The following is a 19,867-nucleotide window of genomic DNA, read 5'->3' as shown; positions in this document are numbered from 1 at the left end:
AGAATAAAATGTACTCTAATGATAAAGCAATAGTTGTTTTTAGTGGTGGACAAGATAGTACAACATGTTTATTTTGGGCAATGCAACAGTTTGCGGAGGTGGAAGCTGTAACATTTAACTACAATCAACGTCATAAGTTAGAAATTGATTGTGCAGCGGAAATTGCGAACGAGCTTGGCATTAAACATACAGTAATAGATATGAGCCTACTAAATCAGCTAGCTCCAAGCGCGTTAACAAGAATAGATATGGAGATTACACACGAAGAAGGTGAATTACCATCGACATTTGTAGATGGGCGGAATTTACTATTCTTATCATTTGCTGCAGTATTAGCAAAACAAGTTGGAGCTCGTCATATTGTAACGGGTGTATGTGAAACTGATTTTAGTGGTTATCCAGATTGCCGTGACGTGTTTGTGAAATCGTTAAATGTTACATTAAATTTATCTATGGATTATCCATTTGTCATTCATACACCACTTATGTGGATTGATAAAGCAGACACATGGAAATTATCTGATGAACTTGGCGCATTCGAGTTTATTAGAAAAAAAACATTAACATGTTATAACGGAATCATAGGTGATGGTTGCGGTGAATGTCCAGCATGTCAACTTCGTAAAGCAGGGTTAGATACGTATCTACAAGAACGCAAAGAGGGGAATAAATAATGGAAAACTTTTTCGGGTTTCGCATTGTTGAAAATTTGCAAAAAATGGACAAGGATATTCAGCTTGAGCAATTAAAATACCATAATAAAAGAGTAATGGTCAGCAAGGAATTTACATTTGATGCAGCACACCATTTGCACTGTTATGAAGGAAAATGCAAAAATTTACATGGTCATACATATAAAGTTGTATTTGGGATTAGTGGATATGTAAATGATATTGGAATTGCAATTGACTTTGGAGATATAAAAGAAATTTGGAAAAATGAAATCGAAATTTATTTAGATCATCGCTATTTAAATGAGACATTACCAGTGATGAATACGACTGCGGAAAATATGGTTGTCTGGATTTATGAAAAGATGGCGGAAGCATTAACAAAAGGGTATCGAGCAGAAGAATATAAAGGAGCTCGTGTCGAATTCGTACGTCTTTTTGAAACACCAACGAGTTATGCAGAAGTAAGACGGGAGTGGATACTTGATGAGTAAGATTCCTGTGTTGGAGATATTTGGCCCAACCATTCAAGGAGAAGGAATGGTTATCGGACAAAAAACGATGTTCATTCGCACAGCAGGTTGTGACTATAGCTGCTCTTGGTGCGATTCAGCCTTTACATGGGATGGCTCAGCAAAACAACAAGTTAGACAAATGGCGCCAGAAGAAATTTGGAATGAACTTGTTGAAATTGGTGGAGAAAATTTTTCTCACGTTACAATTTCAGGTGGGAATCCTGTTTTGCTGAAAAATATTCAGTTTCTTATTACTGTATTAAAAGAGAATGGAATTCGTACAGCGATTGAGACGCAAGGGAGTAAGTGGCAAGAATGGTTACTTCAAATTGAAGAAGTGACCATTTCGCCTAAACCACCAAGTTCAAAGATGAAAACAGATTTTATAATGCTAGATTCTATTATTCGTAAATTAGAAAGAAAAGATTTTAGTTTAAAAGTAGTTGTATTTGAAGATTACGATTTTGAATATGCAGTAAAGGTACACAAGCGATATCCGCATGTACCATTTTTTTTACAAGTTGGTAACGATGATACGAAAACGATGGATGATGCAGCGCTTATTAAAAACTTATTACAGAAATATGAACGGTTGATTGAAAAAACTGTACAGTGTAAAGAAATGAATGATGCAAAAGTATTACCTCAACTTCATGCGTTAGTATGGGGAAATAAACGAGGCGTATAAATAAGAGCATATTATGAATAAATTAATAAGGTGGAGATAATATATGAGCTTAAAAACAATTCAAAGTGGAGAAATAGATACTGACAAAATTGAAGTAGCAGTAAAAATGATTCTTGAAGCAATTGGTGAAGATATTAATAGGGAAGGTATTTTAGAAACCCCAAAGCGAGTAGCAAAAATGTATAAGGAAGTTTTTCAGGGTTTAGGTCAAAACCCTGAAAAACACTTGTTAAAAATATTTAATGAAAATCATGAAGAATTGGTATTAGTCAAAGAAATTCCGTTCTATTCTATGTGTGAACATCATTTGGTACCTTTTTTTGGAATCGCCCATATAGGTTATATTCCTAATAATGGAAAAGTAACTGGGTTAAGCAAGTTAGCTAGAGCTTTAGAAACCATATGTAAAAGACCACAGGTGCAGGAAAGAATAACCAATGAATTAGCTAATGTAATTTTTGAAACTTTAAAGCCAAAAGGAGTAATTGTAGTAATTGAAGCTGAGCATATGTGTATGACAATGAGAGGTGTGAAAAAACCTGGTTCAATAACTATAACTTCGTCCTATAAAGGAATATTTAAAGATAATAGTACACTTCGAAGTGAAACTTTAAATTTGATAGAGAGATAGAATTATACCGTTATTATGCTAAAAAAAAGCATACAGAACCTATGATAAATAATAATTTTTCTTCTATTCATGAGCAAACGTATAGAAAAAAGTAGACGTTCATTATCAAAGTACGTCTAATCAAAAGGCATTGCTGAAGACTTTGGCAGTGCTTTTTCTAAATTAACCTTTTTATATTTTTCATTCTGCTCACAATATCACTTTGTATTTTTTGAGTATATATCCTAAACATAATTGATATATGAAAGGGTGAGAGTATGATTTCATCATATTCAGTAAGATCCCTTGAGAAAGATATTAAAGATGTAATTGAAGCACTAGCTAGAAAACAAATAAGGGCTAATTAACAATAGGAAGATGATAGTAAAGCTACTATTTTTCTAATAATTATAAGTTTGCACGAAATACCGTTTTTACGAACAATAAAATGTATAAATAAAAATCTAATACAGTATTTAGGGATTTCGATCTCATTAGCATGAATCTCCGTATATTGGTATGTGTCCATATGATTCATATTTTATATAGGAATTATCAAATACTAAATTACTCATTACAAAATTTTTATAGTAAATTACATTTAAATTTATAAAGGTTTTTCTTATGTTAATCTATTTAACTCCTTATAATCTTGATTAAATTAACCAATTCGTATTTTATAACTACTGTTAAAAATTTTTCGTGTATTCATTTTGTACGAATTTATATATAAAAATTGTTTTATTTTGCACACCTGTGAACGTGATTTTGTACTAATTTTTATAGCTTAATACAAATTTATCACGTGCTTATCTATAATTTTATTAGAATGACTACACCATCCTTATTTAATTTCGAGTATATTTTAGCATCCCATAATTTAATTATGTAAATAAGTCTGTGTAAAAATTGAATTTAATGCGAACTTGTGTTCGTATCTCTTTTCTGTTATAGTATATATGAGGTGATTTTTATGGATTACAGCAAGCAACGTCAAAAATCCGTACATCGTAAAAAATTATACGAGAATTTAAAAGAAATGCCCTTTTACATAGAAGAATTTGTGGAGTACAAAGAATTGCATGATGCCTCTCCCTCCACCCTACTGAATTATGTATATGATTTTAGAGTCTTCTTTAATTGGCTATTATCCGAACAAATTATTGAATTAAAGTCCATCAAAGACATATCCTTCTCTGATTTAGAGAATTTAAAGAAAAAAGATGTTGAGAACTTTATGAGGTTTCTAAAATTACAACAAAACATGCAGAATTCCTCTGTTAACAGAAAAATTTCGGCCTTAAAGTCTTTATTTAAGTACCTCACCTCCCTATCAGAGAATGAAGATGGAGAATGCTATTTTTATAGAAATGTAATGGCTAAAATTGAAATACATAAAGATAAAGAAACATTAAATGCTCGTGCAAAACGTATGAGATCTAAAATATTTCATAATGATGATGATCAAGAATTTCTGAATTATGTTAAGTACGAACATGAAAAATATTTAACAAAACATCAGTTATTCTATTTCCTAAGAGATAAGGAGCGTGATGTAGCTATCCTCTCCCTCTTTCTTGGTAGTGGTATTCGTGTAAGTGAATTGGCTGATCTCCGCATGGAAGATATAAACTTAAAGGAAAGACTAATTGATGTAATCCGAAAAGGAAACAAAGAAGATTCCGTTTGGATTACCCCAATTGCATTAAATGATCTTGAAAAATATATGGAGATTAGAGATAACAAATATGCTCCAGGGAAAGAATTACAAAATGTATTCTTATCGAAGTATAAACATACTGCACAGCCTCTTTCTGTTAGGGCTATCCAAGATATAGTAGAAAAATATACTAAAGCCTTTGGCAAAAAAATGTCTCCTCATAAATTAAGACATACATTGGCAAATAAATTATATATGGAAGAAAAGGATTCATTACAAGTGATGCAGCAACTTGGGCATACCAGTCAAGATACAGCTTTGTTATACACTCAACTTGGGGAAACAACTATTAAAGATAGTCTAGGAAGAATAGGAAAGAATAAATAATAAAAGTTCAGCAATTTTGCATTGCTGAACTTTTATTATTCCCCTTGATAAGAGCGATGGATTTAAAATCTATGATAAATTTACTTAATTCCGAAATTTATTATGTAAAAAATATATAGTTTAAATTCTACTTTAATTAGAAATTAGAGTTTAAACTCTCTTTTAATAGGGGGTTATTAAATAACAGTTTTAAATTCCTAAAATTATTGTTTACGTTAAATACACTTTTAACGAACAAATGAATTAAGGTAAAACTATTATTTAAGTTGTGCAATTGCATTTTTAATAGAATTGGACGTTATTTGAGTTAGATTAACATTTTCTAATTTTCCAAATCCTTTTTTCAATTCAAGCATATTGAGAGCGAAGTCTAGTTCAATATTTGAAGGTATATTATAAAAGAAGAGATACGCTAACATCTCTTCCGGTAACTACTACCACATGGTGAGAATACTACTTTTTAAAAGTAATCTTATTAACTAAGACCCTAGTTTTTACGAGGAAAAGTTTTATAATATCGTAAGTGGGCAACTAGGGGAAGTTGCAATTTCTGTATAACCCAGAATAACCTCTAAGCGCTCATAATTTTTCAATCACTATCATTTCCCCTGATGTATGAGGTACTTCATGCTTAATAATCCCCTCTTTTAAATACGCCTTTTTCTTATCATATTGTTCTTTTACACACTTCTTAACAGGGTTCAATCCCCAAGGGTGTTCCCAATATTGGAATTTACTGATTTTAAAATTTCCCCATTGAAACTGAGCATCTTGCAGCCGGTTATTTCCTTCATATAATCGCTCCAAAGAGTATTTCTTGATTTTCCCTTTTAGACTATCTACTACAATATATTTGCTAGTTTTATTATCATAACCAACTATAGAAACCCAATGAGAAATTATATGATTCTTTGTACGGCGTTTATATGTACATAGACTAAAAAGTACAAAACACTTATTCTGTTGTAACTTCGTAATTAACTCTTTAGAATGTAGATGTTTTATGTTCTTTATACTTACATCATATTTTATATCATCACATCCAGTTGCTTGATTGAATATCTCCAAATTATTTACTAAAAACATTTTATACAAATTTAAATCGAAAAATTCCCCTAAAAATGTATTACCATTAATAGCAATTCCTTTTTTTGTTATTACATTTTTACTTAATAAATTACAAACTACATCATCCGTCTGTTTCTTAGTAACACTCTTAATCTTGTTTAAGTTGTATAAACCATTTAACATTGCATAAATTCCACAAGTAGGTCCATTTTGCTTAATACTAATTGTCATTCTTTATCTCCTTTATATTTTTTTGGATATATATTGATAACACAATTTTAATGATTGATTTAGAAACTATTCTATCTCATATTAACTGAGAAAAAATAAACTCTTGAATCGAATTTGCAACACACTCTACTTAATCAAACAAAAAATGGAACAATATTAAATTAAGGCTGTTGTCATATAGATTTTTGAGATTTCAACTAAATGTACAAAAGTATCCTTAATATAATAGTATTGGTTAATTCATTATACGTTACTAAAAAAACATCTGCTTAATCATAATGTTTTCATGTAGATTTCGCTTCCTTCTCGTGCAGTTTAATTCAATCAATAGTTCTTTATATCAAGAACGAACGTTGGTTGCTCCGCCCACAGTACCTGGTAAGAAGGAGCATGGCTCTTCTGTACTGTTACCATGTAAAATCTCTAACATTTCACTTGATAATGCTACGGTATTCCCTACTACCTCAGGCTTATTAGAAACATAGGCTACATTTACGATCTGTCCATTTTGATCATCTGAAAAAATCAAAGGTAGTGGTAAGCGCGCTTCCATTGGTCTGATATTTTCTTTAAAAACAGTTGGGCTTTTATGAAGTAAAAGTTGATAAAATTGCCCATCATATACAATTCCAATTGCATTTTCCATATCGTGTACAACTCCTTAGCATTCTTGTCAGTCTTCCTTAAGGAGTATTCCCGGATAAAGGAGAACAATTCTTTTAATTTTTTTGTTCTCATTTCATTTTAGATATATCCTATAGAAAAAGAAGATTGATGCCAATTTAAGGATGTCCCTTTAATAACTGTAATAATAAATCTAACGACATTTAGAAGACAATATAGTTCCAATATTAATAAGTAATTTTTATCCATATCCATGAACCTCCACCTATATTAGCATGTGCTTATCGAATTGGGATTTGAAAGTTCACTAAATTGGAACATTCCATCGAATCCAACTATGCTAAAATAATTAATGTAAGCGGTCAACCTTTCAGTGAATGCGTAACGGATTGTGTTTCAATTTAGTATTTGATCTTCATTACCCACAAAAAAGCCACTAAAGTAAGCGGCTTTTTTTGTTTTTAAGCTATTAATTTAGAGTGACAGGTTTGCTGTTATAGACCGCAGAGTATAATTTAATAAAAATGCTTAAAAACTATTGACTAGATTCTTTGTAATTCCCTCGTCTAACATAATATTCCATTGAAATCAAATAATTAAATAAATTGGAAAGGTTCTGGCGCTATCTACCTTCACGAAAGTTTAGGAGGGAATCTACTGGTGAAAAATTATAATCTTTAATTATTAATATTTGTTACATAATAAGCTTTTCAAATTATTAAAGCATTACTCCTGTGATTTCAATGTTTATACATGTTTAAATTGTTTTTACGCCATAATTGTTTTTTCTGTTTGCTTCTCAATCATCATTTATACTACCATCAAAATATTCTTTGTTATTATACGTGATAACAAAGGGAAAATAGTAATAGCAAGCAGCCGCAATCCTGTTTGATTCTTTGAGGAAAACTAATTCAAATACTAATTATTAATTTATGCCCATCTGTAATAATTACATAATAGGTATTATCTAAATCTATTCAAACTTGAAAGTTCACTAGATTGGAACATTTATTTGAATGCAATTATGCTAAAATAGTAAATGTACCGTTAATCTTTCAGCGAATGTATAATGGCTTTTGTTACGATTTAATGTATAGTTGTAAAATAAAAAACCTCTACTTTAAGTAGTGGTTTTTTATTTTACAGTTAATACTTTATAAACGACAAATTTCTAAAAAATTCAACTGCAACTTACTAAAAAATAAAGCTACATTTGCTGGCTAATTTTATATTAATTAAAATGATTATCTACTATTAAATTGTTCCTTATACTCTTTTAATGCTTCTTTCCAATGTCTTAATGGTTTTAAACCATTCAAGATAATGCAATCTTTGCTTAACACTGAATATTTAGGTCTATTGGCTGTTTGCGGGAATTCTTCTGTCGTTAAGGGAATTATATTGATGTCTCTATTGAAGTCTTTAAAAAATTCGACTGCAAACTCATACCACGAACATACTCCTTCATTTGTCGCATGATATAATCCAAATTGATCTGTCTCTACTAACTCCTCAATAAAGTTTGCTAAATCTATTGCATAGGTAGGTGAGCCAAATTGGTCTGATACTACACGTACTTCACCATATAGACTTGCTATTTTTCCTATCTTAGCAATAAAGTGACCATCGCCCTTTCCAAATATCCAGGAGGTTCTAATAATAAAATGTTTCTTCGTGTATTTTTTTACGAAATATTCTCCAGCCAATTTCGTTTCTCCATATATATTTAATGGATTAGGACGATCTTCAAGATTGTATGGTGTATGCTTTTCGCCATCAAATACATAATCCGTACTAATATATACAAATTTACATTTTATTCTCCCTGCAGCTTCAGCAATATATTTGGTACCTAATACATTTACTTCATATGCCAAACCTTTATCTCTCTCTGCCCCATCTACATTTGTAAATGCTGCACAGTGTACAATTACATCTGGCTTTACTCTGTCAATATACGAGCAAACCCTTATTTTGTTTGTAATATCTAACGTGGTTCGATTCACACAATATAGTTCATGACGTGTTCTGCTGAGTACTTGTATTAAAGTTTGTCCAAGTTGCCCATCTACGCCCGTTATCAGTATCTTCATTTTAGAATTCCTCGTTTAACTTATGTAATTTTTAGCTAATAAAATTCATCCCCACCAAGTAGGGTTATCTAAATACCACTTAATTGTTTGAGTGAGTCCAATATCAAATAGATAGTGTGGTTTCCAACCTAATTCTTCTTTCAACTTAGTAGCATCCATGGCGTAACGTCGATCATGTCCTAAGCGATCTGGGATAAATGTAATTTGCGATTGATCTTTATTTAGGAATTTGATTATTTTTTGTACAATATCTAGATTTGTATATTCATTATCTCCTCCGATATTATAAATGTGCCCATCTGCTCCACCATGAAGAACTAAATCAATAGCTACACAGTGATCCTCTACATGAAGCCAATCTCTTATATGTAATCCATCACCGTATAGAGGAATATCTTTATTATTTAACGCATGAGTTATTGTTAATGGTATTAATTTTTCCGTGAACTGATAGGGACCATAATTATTGGAACAACGAGTTATATTCATAGGTAAACCGAATGTCTCATGATACGCTCGTACCATTAAGTCCGCACTAGCTTTACTTGCACTATAAGGACTATTAGGAGCTATTATTGTATGCTCTGTAAACGCACCTGTTTGAGATAATGTTCCATATACTTCATCTGTAGAAATTTGTACAAACTTTTTCACTTTTGTTTTATATGCTGATTGTAATAAGGCTTGTGTACCTAATATGTTAGTTTGAACAAAGATATGGGGATTTTTAATACTTCTATCAACGTGAGATTCTGCTGCAAAATTTAATACATAATCAAATTTCTCTTTTTTAAATAACTTATCTATGAATATTTCATTTGAAATATCCCCTTTGATAAATTTATAATTCTGATTTGATGATATTTCCTTGAGATTAGATAAATTTCCTGCATATGTTAATAAATCTACATTTACAATTTGGTATTGAGGATATTTCTTTAAAATGTAACGAATAAAATTACTACCAATAAAACCTGCCCCACCCGTTATTAATAATTTCAATTAAAATCATCTCCATAAACAAAGTTGATATTAGTATCTTTTAATCTAGGCAGTTTTCTATCTTTTTCTGATAAAATTGGTTGATTAGTTGGCCAAAATATTCCTATCGTTTCATCATTCCATAGAATTCCCTCTTCATGGTTAGGGGAATAATACTCATCTACTTTATACTGGACGATAGTATTAGGTTCTGTTGTACAAAAACCATGTGCAAACCCTTTAGGAACGGTAAGTAGACGGTTATTATACTCACTTAAAATTGTTCCGAACCATTGCCCGTACGTGGGGGATCCCTTTCGAATATCTACCACTACATCGTAAATAGAACCAGAAATGCAGCTCACTACCTTCATTTGGGCTTTAGGATTCAACTGATAATGCAGCCCACGTATCGTGCCTGTGTGAACAGATAATGATTGATTATCTTGTACAAATTCTCCCTGTAAATCTAAAAGTTCAAATTTTTTCTTATTATATGTTTCTATGAAGTAACCACGTTTGTCACTGCATTTATCAAGCTCTATAATAAAAACACCATCTAATGCTGTATGAATTTTACGCATTCTTCTCTCTCCATTCATTTAAATGCTATTGATGGGCAACCCTTAGTAAATATCGGCTGTATTGATTTTCCTTTACCGAATTTGCCATTTTTAATAGTTGTTGCTTGGTTATATATTTCTTTTTAAATGCAATTTCTTCTAAACAAGCTACTTTTAAACTCTGTCTTTTCTCAATTGTTTCTATAAATTGTGCTGCTTCTAATAATGATTCGTGTGTACCTGTATCTAGCCATGCATAGCCTCTTCCCAATAATTCAACTTCTAATTCTCCCATTTCAAGATATTCTTTGTTTATATCTGTTATCTCTAATTCCCCACGATTAGATGGTTTAATGTTTTTTGCTATTTCTATCACACGTTTATCATAAAAATACAGGCCAGTTACTGCATAGTTTGATTTTGGTTCCTTTGGCTTTTCCATGATATCAATCACACGCTTTTTAGAATCAAACTCTACTACCCCAAAGCGCTCTGGATCATTGACATAATAACCAAAAACTGTAGCTCCGCTAGTCTTCTTAACAGCCTTTTCTAGTAATTCTGTTAGTCCATGACCATAGAAGATATTATCGCCAAGAATTAAAGCTATATTATCATTTCCAATAAATTCCTCAGCTATAATAAATGCTTGTGCTATTCCTTCTGGATAAGGTTGAACAGTATATGAAAGGGTAATTCCATATTTTGAACCATCACCTAACATTTGCTCAAATTTATTAATATCTTGTGGCGTTGAAATAATTAGTATCTCTCTTATACCCGCCAACATTAGTACTGATAAAGGATAATAAATCATGGGTTTATCATAGATAGGTAATAATTGCTTTGATACAATTTGGGTAAGGGGGTACAATCTAGTACCGCTCCCACCTGCAAGAATGATACCTTTCATGGCATTGTGCTCCTTCATAGTTTTTCTGATATGCTCAATTAAGAGCTTAAGGTTTAAAAACTATATAGCTTATTATGCAGGAGACCAATACTTACTTGATAAAAGTGGCCTCCTACATAAATAATTAATTTAGATATTTTCCTATTACAACAGAATTATAATTACCACCATAAGAATATGTACTAATTAAGGCATTGCTCACCGGGGCCTTACGAGCATTTCCTGTGACAAGATCGATTCTTCCTCTATGACTCTTTACATTTTGCGTAGCTGGTATTTCACCGTCAAATGCACATATTACACTAATAAGAGAAAGAAGGCCTGCAGTTGCATGGGTTTCCCCAAAGATAGATTTTGTAGCACTAACAGGAGCCTCGATACCAAATGTACGTTCTATAACTCTCTCTTCAATACGGTCAAAATATGTATGACCATTGGCGGCTGCACAAATATATTCTATCTCTTTTGGAGAAATCATTGCCTCTTTCATTGCTAAACGCATAGATTCCTCCCATGCCTTTCCTAGATGATTTAAGTCCCCTATTTTACTGTCATCAGATGTTAATCCAAACCCTTTTATTTCAGCTAAAATATTACCATTTCTTTTTAACGCTGCCTCCTCACTTTCTACAATAAAGGCAACGCTCCCTTCACCAAGTATGGTACCACTACTATTACAATCGAAAGGTCTTATATTCTCAGTTGTTAAGTACCTTTTTATTTTTGAGTGTCCCTCTATTATTGGATCATTTACTTCATCCGCTGTTACCACAATGAATGTGTCATAATCACTAGATTGAATCATGGCATAGGCATAGTATAGTGCACTAATACCAGAAACCCCACCACATGAAATAGTTGAAGTAGGTCCTTTTATTTTAAAGTTTAATGAAATATGTCCAGCTGCTGCGTTCATAACTGTGTTTGGAAATAATTTAGCATTGGCAGCCTTTACGCCCTCTTGAATAACAATCCGGTTAAATGATTCTACCGTTCCAACCGGTCCGGTACCTGTAGCAAAAATAATTCCTATCTTGTCCCTATTATTTTTATTTATCTTTAAGTTCCCGTTTTCTATCGCCATTTTCACTGACAATACTGCATGTTTGCTAATTGAATCCATCTTCCTTAATAAATTAGGATGTATTAGCCTTCGATAGTTTTGTTCTGGTATTTTCCCGGCTTGTATGCACTTAGGATTTTCGTTCCACTGTTTAATCTTTGAGGTACCACTCTTTCCCTTAAACATGCAATCTTTAATTTCTTGAAGGTTTGAAGAATTCCCAGCAAGTCCCCCTACACCAGTAATTACGACTTTTTTTTCTTTAATTAGCTTTTCCTTTGCCGCTGATAACTCAAGGTTCTCATTGTACTTACAGAATAAGATACTTGCATTGTTTCCACCGAAAGCAAATGAATTTGATAGTACATAACTCAAATCACTTACCCTACCTATGTTAGGTACAAAATCTAGATTAAACTTTTGGCTTTCAACTTCAAAATTTATAGTTGGAGGTAAATATCCATGTTGAATAGCAAGAATACTTGTTACTGCTTCCGCCGCCCCTGCGGCTCCTAACATATGTCCTATCATTGATTTAGTTGAAGAAACTGGTGTCTTATTTTCAGTAATTAATGTACGAATTGCTTTTGGCTCTGATACATCATTTGCTGGTGTACCTGTACCATGTCCATTGATATAGCTTACTTCTTTAGCATCTATATTGGCTTTTTTTAAAGCACCTCGCATGGATCTCAAAGCACCTTCCCCGCCCGGATCTGGTGCCGTCTGATGATATGCATCTGAAGATAAATCGTAATCCACTACTTCAGCTAGGATATTTGCACCTCTTTCAACCGCATGATCTAAGGATTCCAAAACAAGAATAGCTGCACCTTCTCCGATTACCACGCCATTACTCTTGCTATAGGGCGATGGTGGCGTTGGTGCTAGTGCTTGTAAACTATTAAAACCACTCATTGACAATTTAGATAAGGGATCTACACCACCGGTTATCATGATATCTGCTTTGTTATTTCGAATTGTATCCAGCGCAAATCCAATTGAATTTGTACCAGCGGCACATGCATTCGAAATAATCATTTTTGGCCCTTTTATTTTTAAGTCTCGCGTAATATTGTCACAGGGAGTATGGATTGGATACTTAAAAAGTAACGTTTCATCTGCTTTTTCAATTCCATCTTTAATCCACTGATTATGAAATTCTTCCCCGCTCGACATGCCTCCTAAAGATGTGCCTAATGATATTCCAATTCGGTATGGATTAAAGTTTTCTATTATTAATTTTGCGTTTTCTACCGCTTCTCTTGCCGCCATGACACCTAATTTTCCACATCGATCCATATCCTTTATTTCATCCTTAAAGAAGTAATCATCTACCTGAAGGTTTTCAACCTCTCCGCCATAATCTGTTACCATTTCAGCCATATCAATATTTTGGATTACTTTAATACCAGATTTCCCAGATTTAATATTGTCCCAAAATTCTTTTACACTATTTCCGTTTGAACAAATAATTCCCATGCCAGTTACGACGATTCGTTGATTATTCATGTTCATATGCCATCACCTTTACAGTATTTTGATTGACCATGATTTAGGTAGAATATATGGTGAGGACTGAGTATGTGCCTCATATAAAGCATTTTCTTTATTTTTCACATAAAATCCAATTCCTGAAACAGCAAATGGTTCTTCTAATAAAGCAACCCCGAGCCTCATGTTTAATACAGGACTTTCTTTAAGTTCAATAACTTTACCAATTAATTGTTCTTCTATAAAAATCTCATCATTAACTGTAATTTGACTCTCTATTCCTGTCGTGAATCCCACAATTCTTTTATTTACTCCAGCTTCCGATTGCTGTTCTAAGGATTCTCTTCCATAAAATTCATCTTTATAAAAATCAATAAACCATTCTAAACTAGCTTCGAAAATATTTAGTTCTTCTAAATGTTTAAATTCAAAATATGGATGTCGAATTTCTAACATTAACGTCTCTAATGTTTCCCAATCCACTCTTTTTAGGATAATATCGTCATCTTTAAAAGAATTTATGGTTTCAACTACTATTGGTTCCAAGTGTTTTTCAAACAATAATTGATAACCATACTCTGCTGTTACACCTGTTCTTGCCAATAGAATTTCCTTTCCAAATAATTGATTTAACACAAACGATTGAAATGGTAGTGATGATATTTCGAAATCTAAAAATTTTTGAGCTAATCTCCATGCATAAGGGCCTTCAAATCCAAGGAGAGAATGCGTTTGACTTATATCTATAATCTCAATACCATTTGTCTTTTGATTTTCTAACCAATCTAGTACAGTATCCTTTTTATGCGCTGTAGTAATAACTGTAATAGAATCCTCATTTTTAAATAGATTAATTATATCAATTACAGTCCCATCTTCTTGTAACAATAAGGTAAAGAGTGTAGTTTCTTCTTCCATAAACATAATATCTTTCGTAACTAAACGATCTAGGAATTCTACATGATCCTCCCCTTTTACAACAATTCTTCCTGTTTCTGATAAATCTATTACACCTATTCCGCTACGTACTGCATCATATGCTTCATTTTTCTCTTTTTGTATATTAATTTGATTACTCATGATTAAGTGCCCCCAATTCTCTCTTTATCACATCATTTATTGTCGGTAAATCACAGACATTATCTATATAAAGTTGTTGCATTTTCTTTAATTTATCAATCTCAGTTTTGCTATACAGCATATTAAATATTGTTTGACTGGTTTCCTTTAAATCAAACATTTCACAAGTATACACACATTTAAAATAATCATTTTGCTCCATCAATGGAGCTAATTCTTTATGCCATCCATTTGGAAATACAAGAAATGGATAAAGTCCATTAGGTATTATATAATTCCATTTGTCTATAATGCTTCTTAAGGTAGGGTTAAAGCTATCTCTTTGAGCCCTTAACTCTTCATTTCCCATATGGTTTACAAGACTAATCACAGGTATTTTTCCAAATACCGCTTTTCCCATTGAGCAGGATGTAATATTATCGGTGATAAATAAATCACACGATAATATTAGTTGCTCGTATTCTTCCAAATGAAGAAATGGTAGTGAAACAAATTCTATTTTCCCTCCATTTTTCATAGAAACAAATTTAGTCTCATCTGAAACCCCAATAAATTTAATACATGTATCACTCGGAAAGTCCTGAAGATATAGACTTAATAGTTCTTGTAATACAAATTCATAGCTAAACTTTGCATCATTGTACTGTTTCTTCTCCATGAGCCTCATTTTTACTAATAAGTTGGCCCATGATGATTTTGCAATCATAATTAATTTATCTTGTTCTCTACAACCAAGTTGTGCTCGTATTTTCATTTTTCTCTCTTCATCTACTTGTAAAGCTTCTTTATACAACTTGACAGAAACAATCTTCTTATTATCTTGTTTATGACTATTCACTGGACACGTTCTAATTAACTTAAATTGAGACGGGATTTTAGGCAGTTCAATCACTGACCTTTTCTTTAAGCTATTGTAGTTTGCATTTTTAAATAGTTTATTTTCTAATAATCTGTCCTCACTACCCCAAGCTAAAGAATCAATAGAGAAGCAAGGTATGTGTAGGTTTAATAGATAATCAAGATCAATAATTGGAGACTCTAAAAATAAATTATGGTAATCAGCTAAAACAATTGCATCAGGCTGAAAAGAATTAATTATCTGTTTAATAACCTCTTTTTGTTTTAGCCCCTTTGTTAGTGATGTAACATTGGCTACAGTTTTACTGGCATACCATGAGAATTTTTCGCTTGTTAAAAAATAAACTTCCCCATCTTTTTGAATTTGTTTAGCTAGACATAAGGCATTATGCAACTCACCAATGCTAAAATGACTAGGTGCAATAAACAATACTTTCATGTCTTATTCCCCTCTACTAAAATTTGCGAAAAGTATTCACTATCAAGTAAAGTTTCTCCAACTGCAATATTAAAGCGAATATCTCCATCATTAAATTCATTCTGATTACCATATATTCCGATTTGTATCCCTTTTTTGGGCCATTCGTATATAAAACATTTTGTACTATGTGATAATGCTAAAATAGATACAAATAACCCATTAGATAATTCGAGAATTACCTTATTATCTAAATAAATCTTTCTTTGTTTGCCATTTGGTATTAACGTGTTTTGCTCTCCATTCTGCCAATAATACATCTTTTTAATTTTTGTTTTTCCTTTTTTCTCCCAGAATAAGTGAAAGACACTAGTTTTTATTTTATCTTTCTGTAGGCTTTTCAATTGTATTTGTAAAACAGGTAGATCATATACAGTTGTATATTTAACTTTCCACTCATCAGATTGACAGAAAATCTGATTAATAAATTCCTTATATGTATTTTCCGTTGCTACTACTGAATGATTACTTTTATTGAGATATATTGAATTAATGCTCAAATCTTTCCTACAATCTGGAGTATAAGAGTTAGCTGTTGGTATCATTACACCGGGTAAAAAATTATAAGAACTTAATACTGGGTTTTCTTTTAAAATCTCTTTATCTTTATACATAAATTCTGTTATTTTACTACTTTGGTTTACTTTAATCTTTAAATTTAGTACATTATTTTGAACTAGATATTCTTGTTTTTTTTCGCTATATGTTAATTTATTTCTTCCTTTAAGGAAAAGATATATTTTTTTAGTTATCGCATTTCTATTTAATTCATCTTGATACGTAAGTACGGCATAATGAGCTTTTGACCAATTAACCTTTCCACTAAATTCAAAATTAAAATTGCTTATAGATTCTATGTCTTGTATAAACAATTGTTGTTCGTAAGATGTCTGAGGGAAAAACAATGTTAATTTCCCCTTTAATATGGAAGAAAATAAGTTTTTTAGACTTCCATGAATATTAAATTCCCCGTTTTCATTTATAATATGAAATTGGTCAGTCTCAATTGAGTACGGAATCTTATTAGATATGAATTTGGATGTATGACTAGTAATATCGTTATAGATTTCTTCCACTTCATCTTTGCTATCATGGGAACATAAAGTATAATAGTGCGTTTTTGTTATACATTTTTCTTTATCATTCCGTTTAAATATTACCGCTGGCATCCATCTTAATCCAAATAGGATACGCTCTATATTACCTTTCCATATAAATCCAATATTAATATTTTGCGATTCAAACAATGTATAATTTCGCTCATACATGTTTGGATGACTAGGTAGATCAAATTGATTTACAAATTCATAGTCATGTAGTGCATATGGATACTCACCATATACCATAGGTTTAGAAACTAGCCCACTCTTTAGTGGTACCGTCATTTTCGCATCATATAACATGCACCAAGGATATATTTTTATATATTTTCCTTCCTGTGCGAAATCATTTATTTGAACTATCTTATCTGACAAAAAACAAATGCTTCTCTTTAATCTTGTGGCCTCATGAATAATTTCAAAACATGAATCAGATGTTATTTCCCATGACAGCTCATTTACTTTCGGTTCTTTTACTGCATTTAAAAATGGATAATCTAGATCTGGCCATGCTTCTTTTGCCAATAATTGCTGCTTTCTAAGGTCATATATATATAAACAACCAGTACTTTTACTTATTTGTACGGTTATATACATATTTTCTAGAACTAAGTATTCTTTTGTTTCATAAACATGATTTTTCCCATGCGCATGAATCGGAATTATTGCCTTTAATTCCCCAATATTTTTATTTTGATGACTAACAGTCGAAAATGTCATATTAGTGATACCAATTTTTTTAGGATTCAATACAATAATATGATCCTTTATTTCACCCGGCTCTATGATACAGATTTGGTGTTTTTCTAGCGGTTTGAAATCTAGTATTTTCGAGTTTTCTTGTTGAATAAGTAGTTTGTAAATTAATCTATCTAAAGAATTATTTTTTACATTAACGATACATGCAGATTCTTTTCCATTAATTAACTTAGGATAATTAGCAACATTTACTTCTAACGGATTTGCTATGGTTACTCCAAAATGAACAGATAATTCTAGTTCTTTTGCTTTTAACTTAGTAACAAGCTCTCCCTCTATTTCCTTATTTACTGTTATAACTTCTTCCCACTCGTACTTTTTATTTGGATAAAAAGTTTTCTTTAAATCAATTAAGTAATCTTTCCCTATCTTCGATGAAATACTGGCTTCAAGAGGATTCGGAAAATTGTGTTCATATACATAACAGATGTGAATCTTCTCTCCAACGATTAAATTGTTTCCTTCTAAAATATAACTAGTGAATCGTACTTGTTCTGTTTCTACCTCAGTAATCTTTTCACTTTTTATATCGACCCAACAATTCACATCTTTTGCTCCAAGATTAATAGCATATTTTACAACTTCAATTCCATTTTTTGTTATAGCGTTACTCTGAATAGAACGTAAGGATTTCAATCCCCTAACTGTTTTCCAACCTCTAGATAACCATATATCTTGGTCACTTTTTGAAATAATCGGTTTAAATGCATCTAATAGATAACTAATAACATAAGGTAAATAGCTCCTTAAATTCAAGTAGCCATCATAGTCTATATACGACCTACTTGTTTGATATAACCCCACTCTTTTATAGAGTGCCATGGCTACTTTATCTTCCGGATTCACTTCTGTATCAATATACTTAATATCTTGTTGGATAAGATTTTTAATTGCATAAGCAAATAATTTATCTGGTATATTTCCCGAACGAAATTCTGGATGGATTAAAAAGAATCCTGCCCAGGTTCCATCTGAAACTGCTGCTCTTTGACCTGACAAACTAGAAAATAATAAGGTGGCTATAATTTCATTTTCATATTCAGCAATTAAATATAACTGTATCTTCCGCTCTCGAAATAATTGCTTGATGTCTTGCTTATTTAAGGGATACCCATATTTAATGGGTCCATATTGATATTTATTATAAAAGTGAGCTAACTTTTCACTATCTGCCTCTGTACACTCACGAACTTGAACATCTATACCATGGATCATATTTCCTCAACTCTTTTAGAAACTTGAATACTACCAGTAGCAACTTTCTTTTTATCTACATAAGCCGTGATTTCTACTTGTGAGATTACCCCAAGTGATCTTCCAATTTGGACATGTAATTCTAGCTGGTCTCCTGGTACTACAGGTTTTAAAAATTTCATATTACGTACAGAAACTAAATAACCCACATATGAACTCGGATCTATTTTAGGTGAACATGCGCCATGTGCATCTATTTTTGCTAGTTCTCCTGTAACATAAACAACAGCCGTCATTTGTGCCAAAGCCTCAATAATTAACACTCCGGGCATAATTGATTCATTTGGAAAGTGCCCTTCAAAGAAGGGTTCACTTATTGTTACATTTTTAATACCAATTCCACTCTTTCCTGGCTCAAGTTGAATAACTTTATCTAAGAAAAGGAATGGCCATTTATGTGGTAAGATATTTCGGATTTGATCTGCATTTAATACCGGTCTCACTTCACATCATCCTCCCTATTTTCTTCAATAAAATCAGCAATTTTATTAATGGAACCCAGTACTGCCATATTCTCGTCATACACTGCAACCCCAAATTCCTCTTCAATTGCCAGAAATAGCTCTAATGCATCTAAGGAGTCCACTCCTAAGCCTCTTCCGAATAATGGCTGATCATCAGTAATGAAATGCGGTTCGATTTCTAAATCTAATCTCTCAGTAATAATTTCTTTAATTCTAGTAGTTAATTGTTTTCTTTTTGCAGCAATAATTTTTGTTTCTATATACGTAAACATCTGTTTTCCCCATTTCCTTGTTTAACTCAAAATTCTTC

General features: G+C 31.8%; 17 protein-coding genes. 5 read left to right on the top strand and 12 right to left on the bottom strand.

What is annotated here, in order from left to right; genetic code table 11:
- The first annotated feature begins 8 nt into the window (after positions 1 to 8).
- The 5 genes from queC to xerS all read left to right on the top strand — a co-directional run bounded on the left by queC (position 9) and on the right by xerS (position 4,531).
- Positions 9 to 674 (top strand): 7-cyano-7-deazaguanine synthase QueC, encoded by a 666-nt coding sequence (queC, locus tag ILT06_RS28825; RefSeq protein ID WP_098131439.1) that lies wholly within the window; start codon positions 9 to 11, stop codon positions 672 to 674.
- Positions 674 to 1,165 (top strand): 6-carboxytetrahydropterin synthase QueD, encoded by a 492-nt coding sequence (gene queD / locus ILT06_RS28820; protein ID WP_016513434.1) that lies wholly within the window; start codon positions 674 to 676, stop codon positions 1,163 to 1,165. Before queC ends, queD begins: the two co-directional genes overlap by 1 nt.
- Complete coding sequence (gene queE, locus ILT06_RS28815) at positions 1,158 to 1,874, top strand: 7-carboxy-7-deazaguanine synthase QueE (RefSeq protein ID WP_071714037.1); 717 nt, start codon at positions 1,158 to 1,160, stop codon at positions 1,872 to 1,874. The genes queD and queE overlap by 8 nt, the downstream gene beginning before the upstream one ends.
- A 43-nt stretch (positions 1,875 to 1,917) precedes the next feature.
- Positions 1,918 to 2,505 carry a GTP cyclohydrolase I FolE gene (gene folE, locus ILT06_RS28810; RefSeq protein ID WP_222655741.1) on the top strand — a complete coding sequence of 196 codons (588 nt, stop codon included), beginning with the start codon at positions 1,918 to 1,920 and terminating at the stop codon, positions 2,503 to 2,505.
- Positions 2,506 to 3,457: 952 nt separating this feature from the next.
- The gene (xerS, locus tag ILT06_RS28805; protein ID WP_222655740.1) at positions 3,458 to 4,531 is read left to right on the top strand and encodes a tyrosine recombinase XerS; all 1,074 of its coding nucleotides are present in this window, start codon (positions 3,458 to 3,460) and stop codon (positions 4,529 to 4,531) included.
- 579 nt (positions 4,532 to 5,110) lie between these two features.
- Here xerS and ILT06_RS28800 read toward each other — a convergent pair.
- From ILT06_RS28800 to ILT06_RS28745, 12 genes are all read right to left on the bottom strand, one after another.
- Entirely contained in the window at positions 5,111 to 5,830 is a 720-nt protein-coding gene (locus tag ILT06_RS28800; protein ID WP_098131570.1) for a hypothetical protein, read from the bottom strand.
- A gap of 340 nt (positions 5,831 to 6,170) precedes the next feature.
- Positions 6,171 to 6,476 (bottom strand): hypothetical protein, encoded by a 306-nt coding sequence (locus ILT06_RS28795; protein WP_097816159.1) that lies wholly within the window; start codon positions 6,474 to 6,476, stop codon positions 6,171 to 6,173.
- 1,225 nt (positions 6,477 to 7,701) lie between these two features.
- Positions 7,702 to 8,550 carry a dTDP-4-dehydrorhamnose reductase gene (gene rfbD, locus ILT06_RS28790; protein ID WP_098131422.1) on the bottom strand — a complete coding sequence of 283 codons (849 nt, stop codon included), beginning with the start codon at positions 8,548 to 8,550 and terminating at the stop codon, positions 7,702 to 7,704.
- 45 nt (positions 8,551 to 8,595) lie between these two features.
- Positions 8,596 to 9,552: a dTDP-glucose 4,6-dehydratase gene (gene rfbB, locus ILT06_RS28785; RefSeq protein ID WP_222655739.1), complete on the bottom strand. Its 957-nt coding sequence runs from the start codon at positions 9,550 to 9,552 to the stop codon at positions 8,596 to 8,598.
- Positions 9,549 to 10,115 carry a dTDP-4-dehydrorhamnose 3,5-epimerase gene (gene rfbC, locus ILT06_RS28780; RefSeq protein WP_097816162.1) on the bottom strand — a complete coding sequence of 189 codons (567 nt, stop codon included), beginning with the start codon at positions 10,113 to 10,115 and terminating at the stop codon, positions 9,549 to 9,551. The genes rfbB and rfbC overlap by 4 nt, the downstream gene beginning before the upstream one ends.
- 25 nt (positions 10,116 to 10,140) lie before the next feature.
- Positions 10,141 to 11,007, bottom strand: coding sequence for a glucose-1-phosphate thymidylyltransferase RfbA (gene rfbA / locus ILT06_RS28775; RefSeq protein WP_098131420.1), 867 nt, complete (start codon positions 11,005 to 11,007; stop codon positions 10,141 to 10,143).
- Positions 11,008 to 11,131: 124 nt separating this feature from the next.
- Positions 11,132 to 13,588: a beta-ketoacyl-[acyl-carrier-protein] synthase family protein gene (locus ILT06_RS28770; protein WP_098131419.1), complete on the bottom strand. Its 2,457-nt coding sequence runs from the start codon at positions 13,586 to 13,588 to the stop codon at positions 11,132 to 11,134.
- A gap of 12 nt (positions 13,589 to 13,600) precedes the next feature.
- On the bottom strand, positions 13,601 to 14,644 hold the full coding sequence (locus tag ILT06_RS28765; protein WP_222655738.1) for an aminomethyl transferase family protein: 1,044 nt from the start codon (positions 14,642 to 14,644) through the stop codon (positions 13,601 to 13,603).
- A complete protein-coding gene (locus ILT06_RS28760; protein ID WP_097816166.1) occupies positions 14,637 to 15,941 on the bottom strand; it encodes a DUF6365 family protein in 1,305 nt (434 codons plus the stop codon). The genes ILT06_RS28765 and ILT06_RS28760 overlap by 8 nt, the downstream gene beginning before the upstream one ends.
- On the bottom strand, positions 15,938 to 19,054 hold the full coding sequence (locus ILT06_RS28755; protein ID WP_098131417.1) for a GNAT family N-acetyltransferase: 3,117 nt from the start codon (positions 19,052 to 19,054) through the stop codon (positions 15,938 to 15,940). The genes ILT06_RS28760 and ILT06_RS28755 overlap by 4 nt, the downstream gene beginning before the upstream one ends.
- Positions 19,051 to 19,536, bottom strand: coding sequence for a 3-hydroxyacyl-ACP dehydratase FabZ (fabZ, locus tag ILT06_RS28750; RefSeq protein WP_001247960.1), 486 nt, complete (start codon positions 19,534 to 19,536; stop codon positions 19,051 to 19,053). Before fabZ ends, ILT06_RS28755 begins: the two co-directional genes overlap by 4 nt.
- Complete coding sequence (locus ILT06_RS28745) at positions 19,533 to 19,829, bottom strand: acyl carrier protein (protein WP_098103433.1); 297 nt, start codon at positions 19,827 to 19,829, stop codon at positions 19,533 to 19,535. The genes fabZ and ILT06_RS28745 overlap by 4 nt, the downstream gene beginning before the upstream one ends.
- Between the last annotated feature and the right edge of the window lie 38 nt (positions 19,830 to 19,867).

The sequence above is a fragment of the Bacillus sp. 17RED48 genome (genome assembly GCF_019837545.1).
Classification (GTDB): Bacteria; Bacillota; Bacilli; order Bacillales; family Bacillaceae_G; genus Bacillus_A; species Bacillus_A wiedmannii.
The sequence above is the reverse complement of the archived record's forward strand: the minus strand, read 5'-3'. Positions and strand labels throughout refer to the sequence as shown.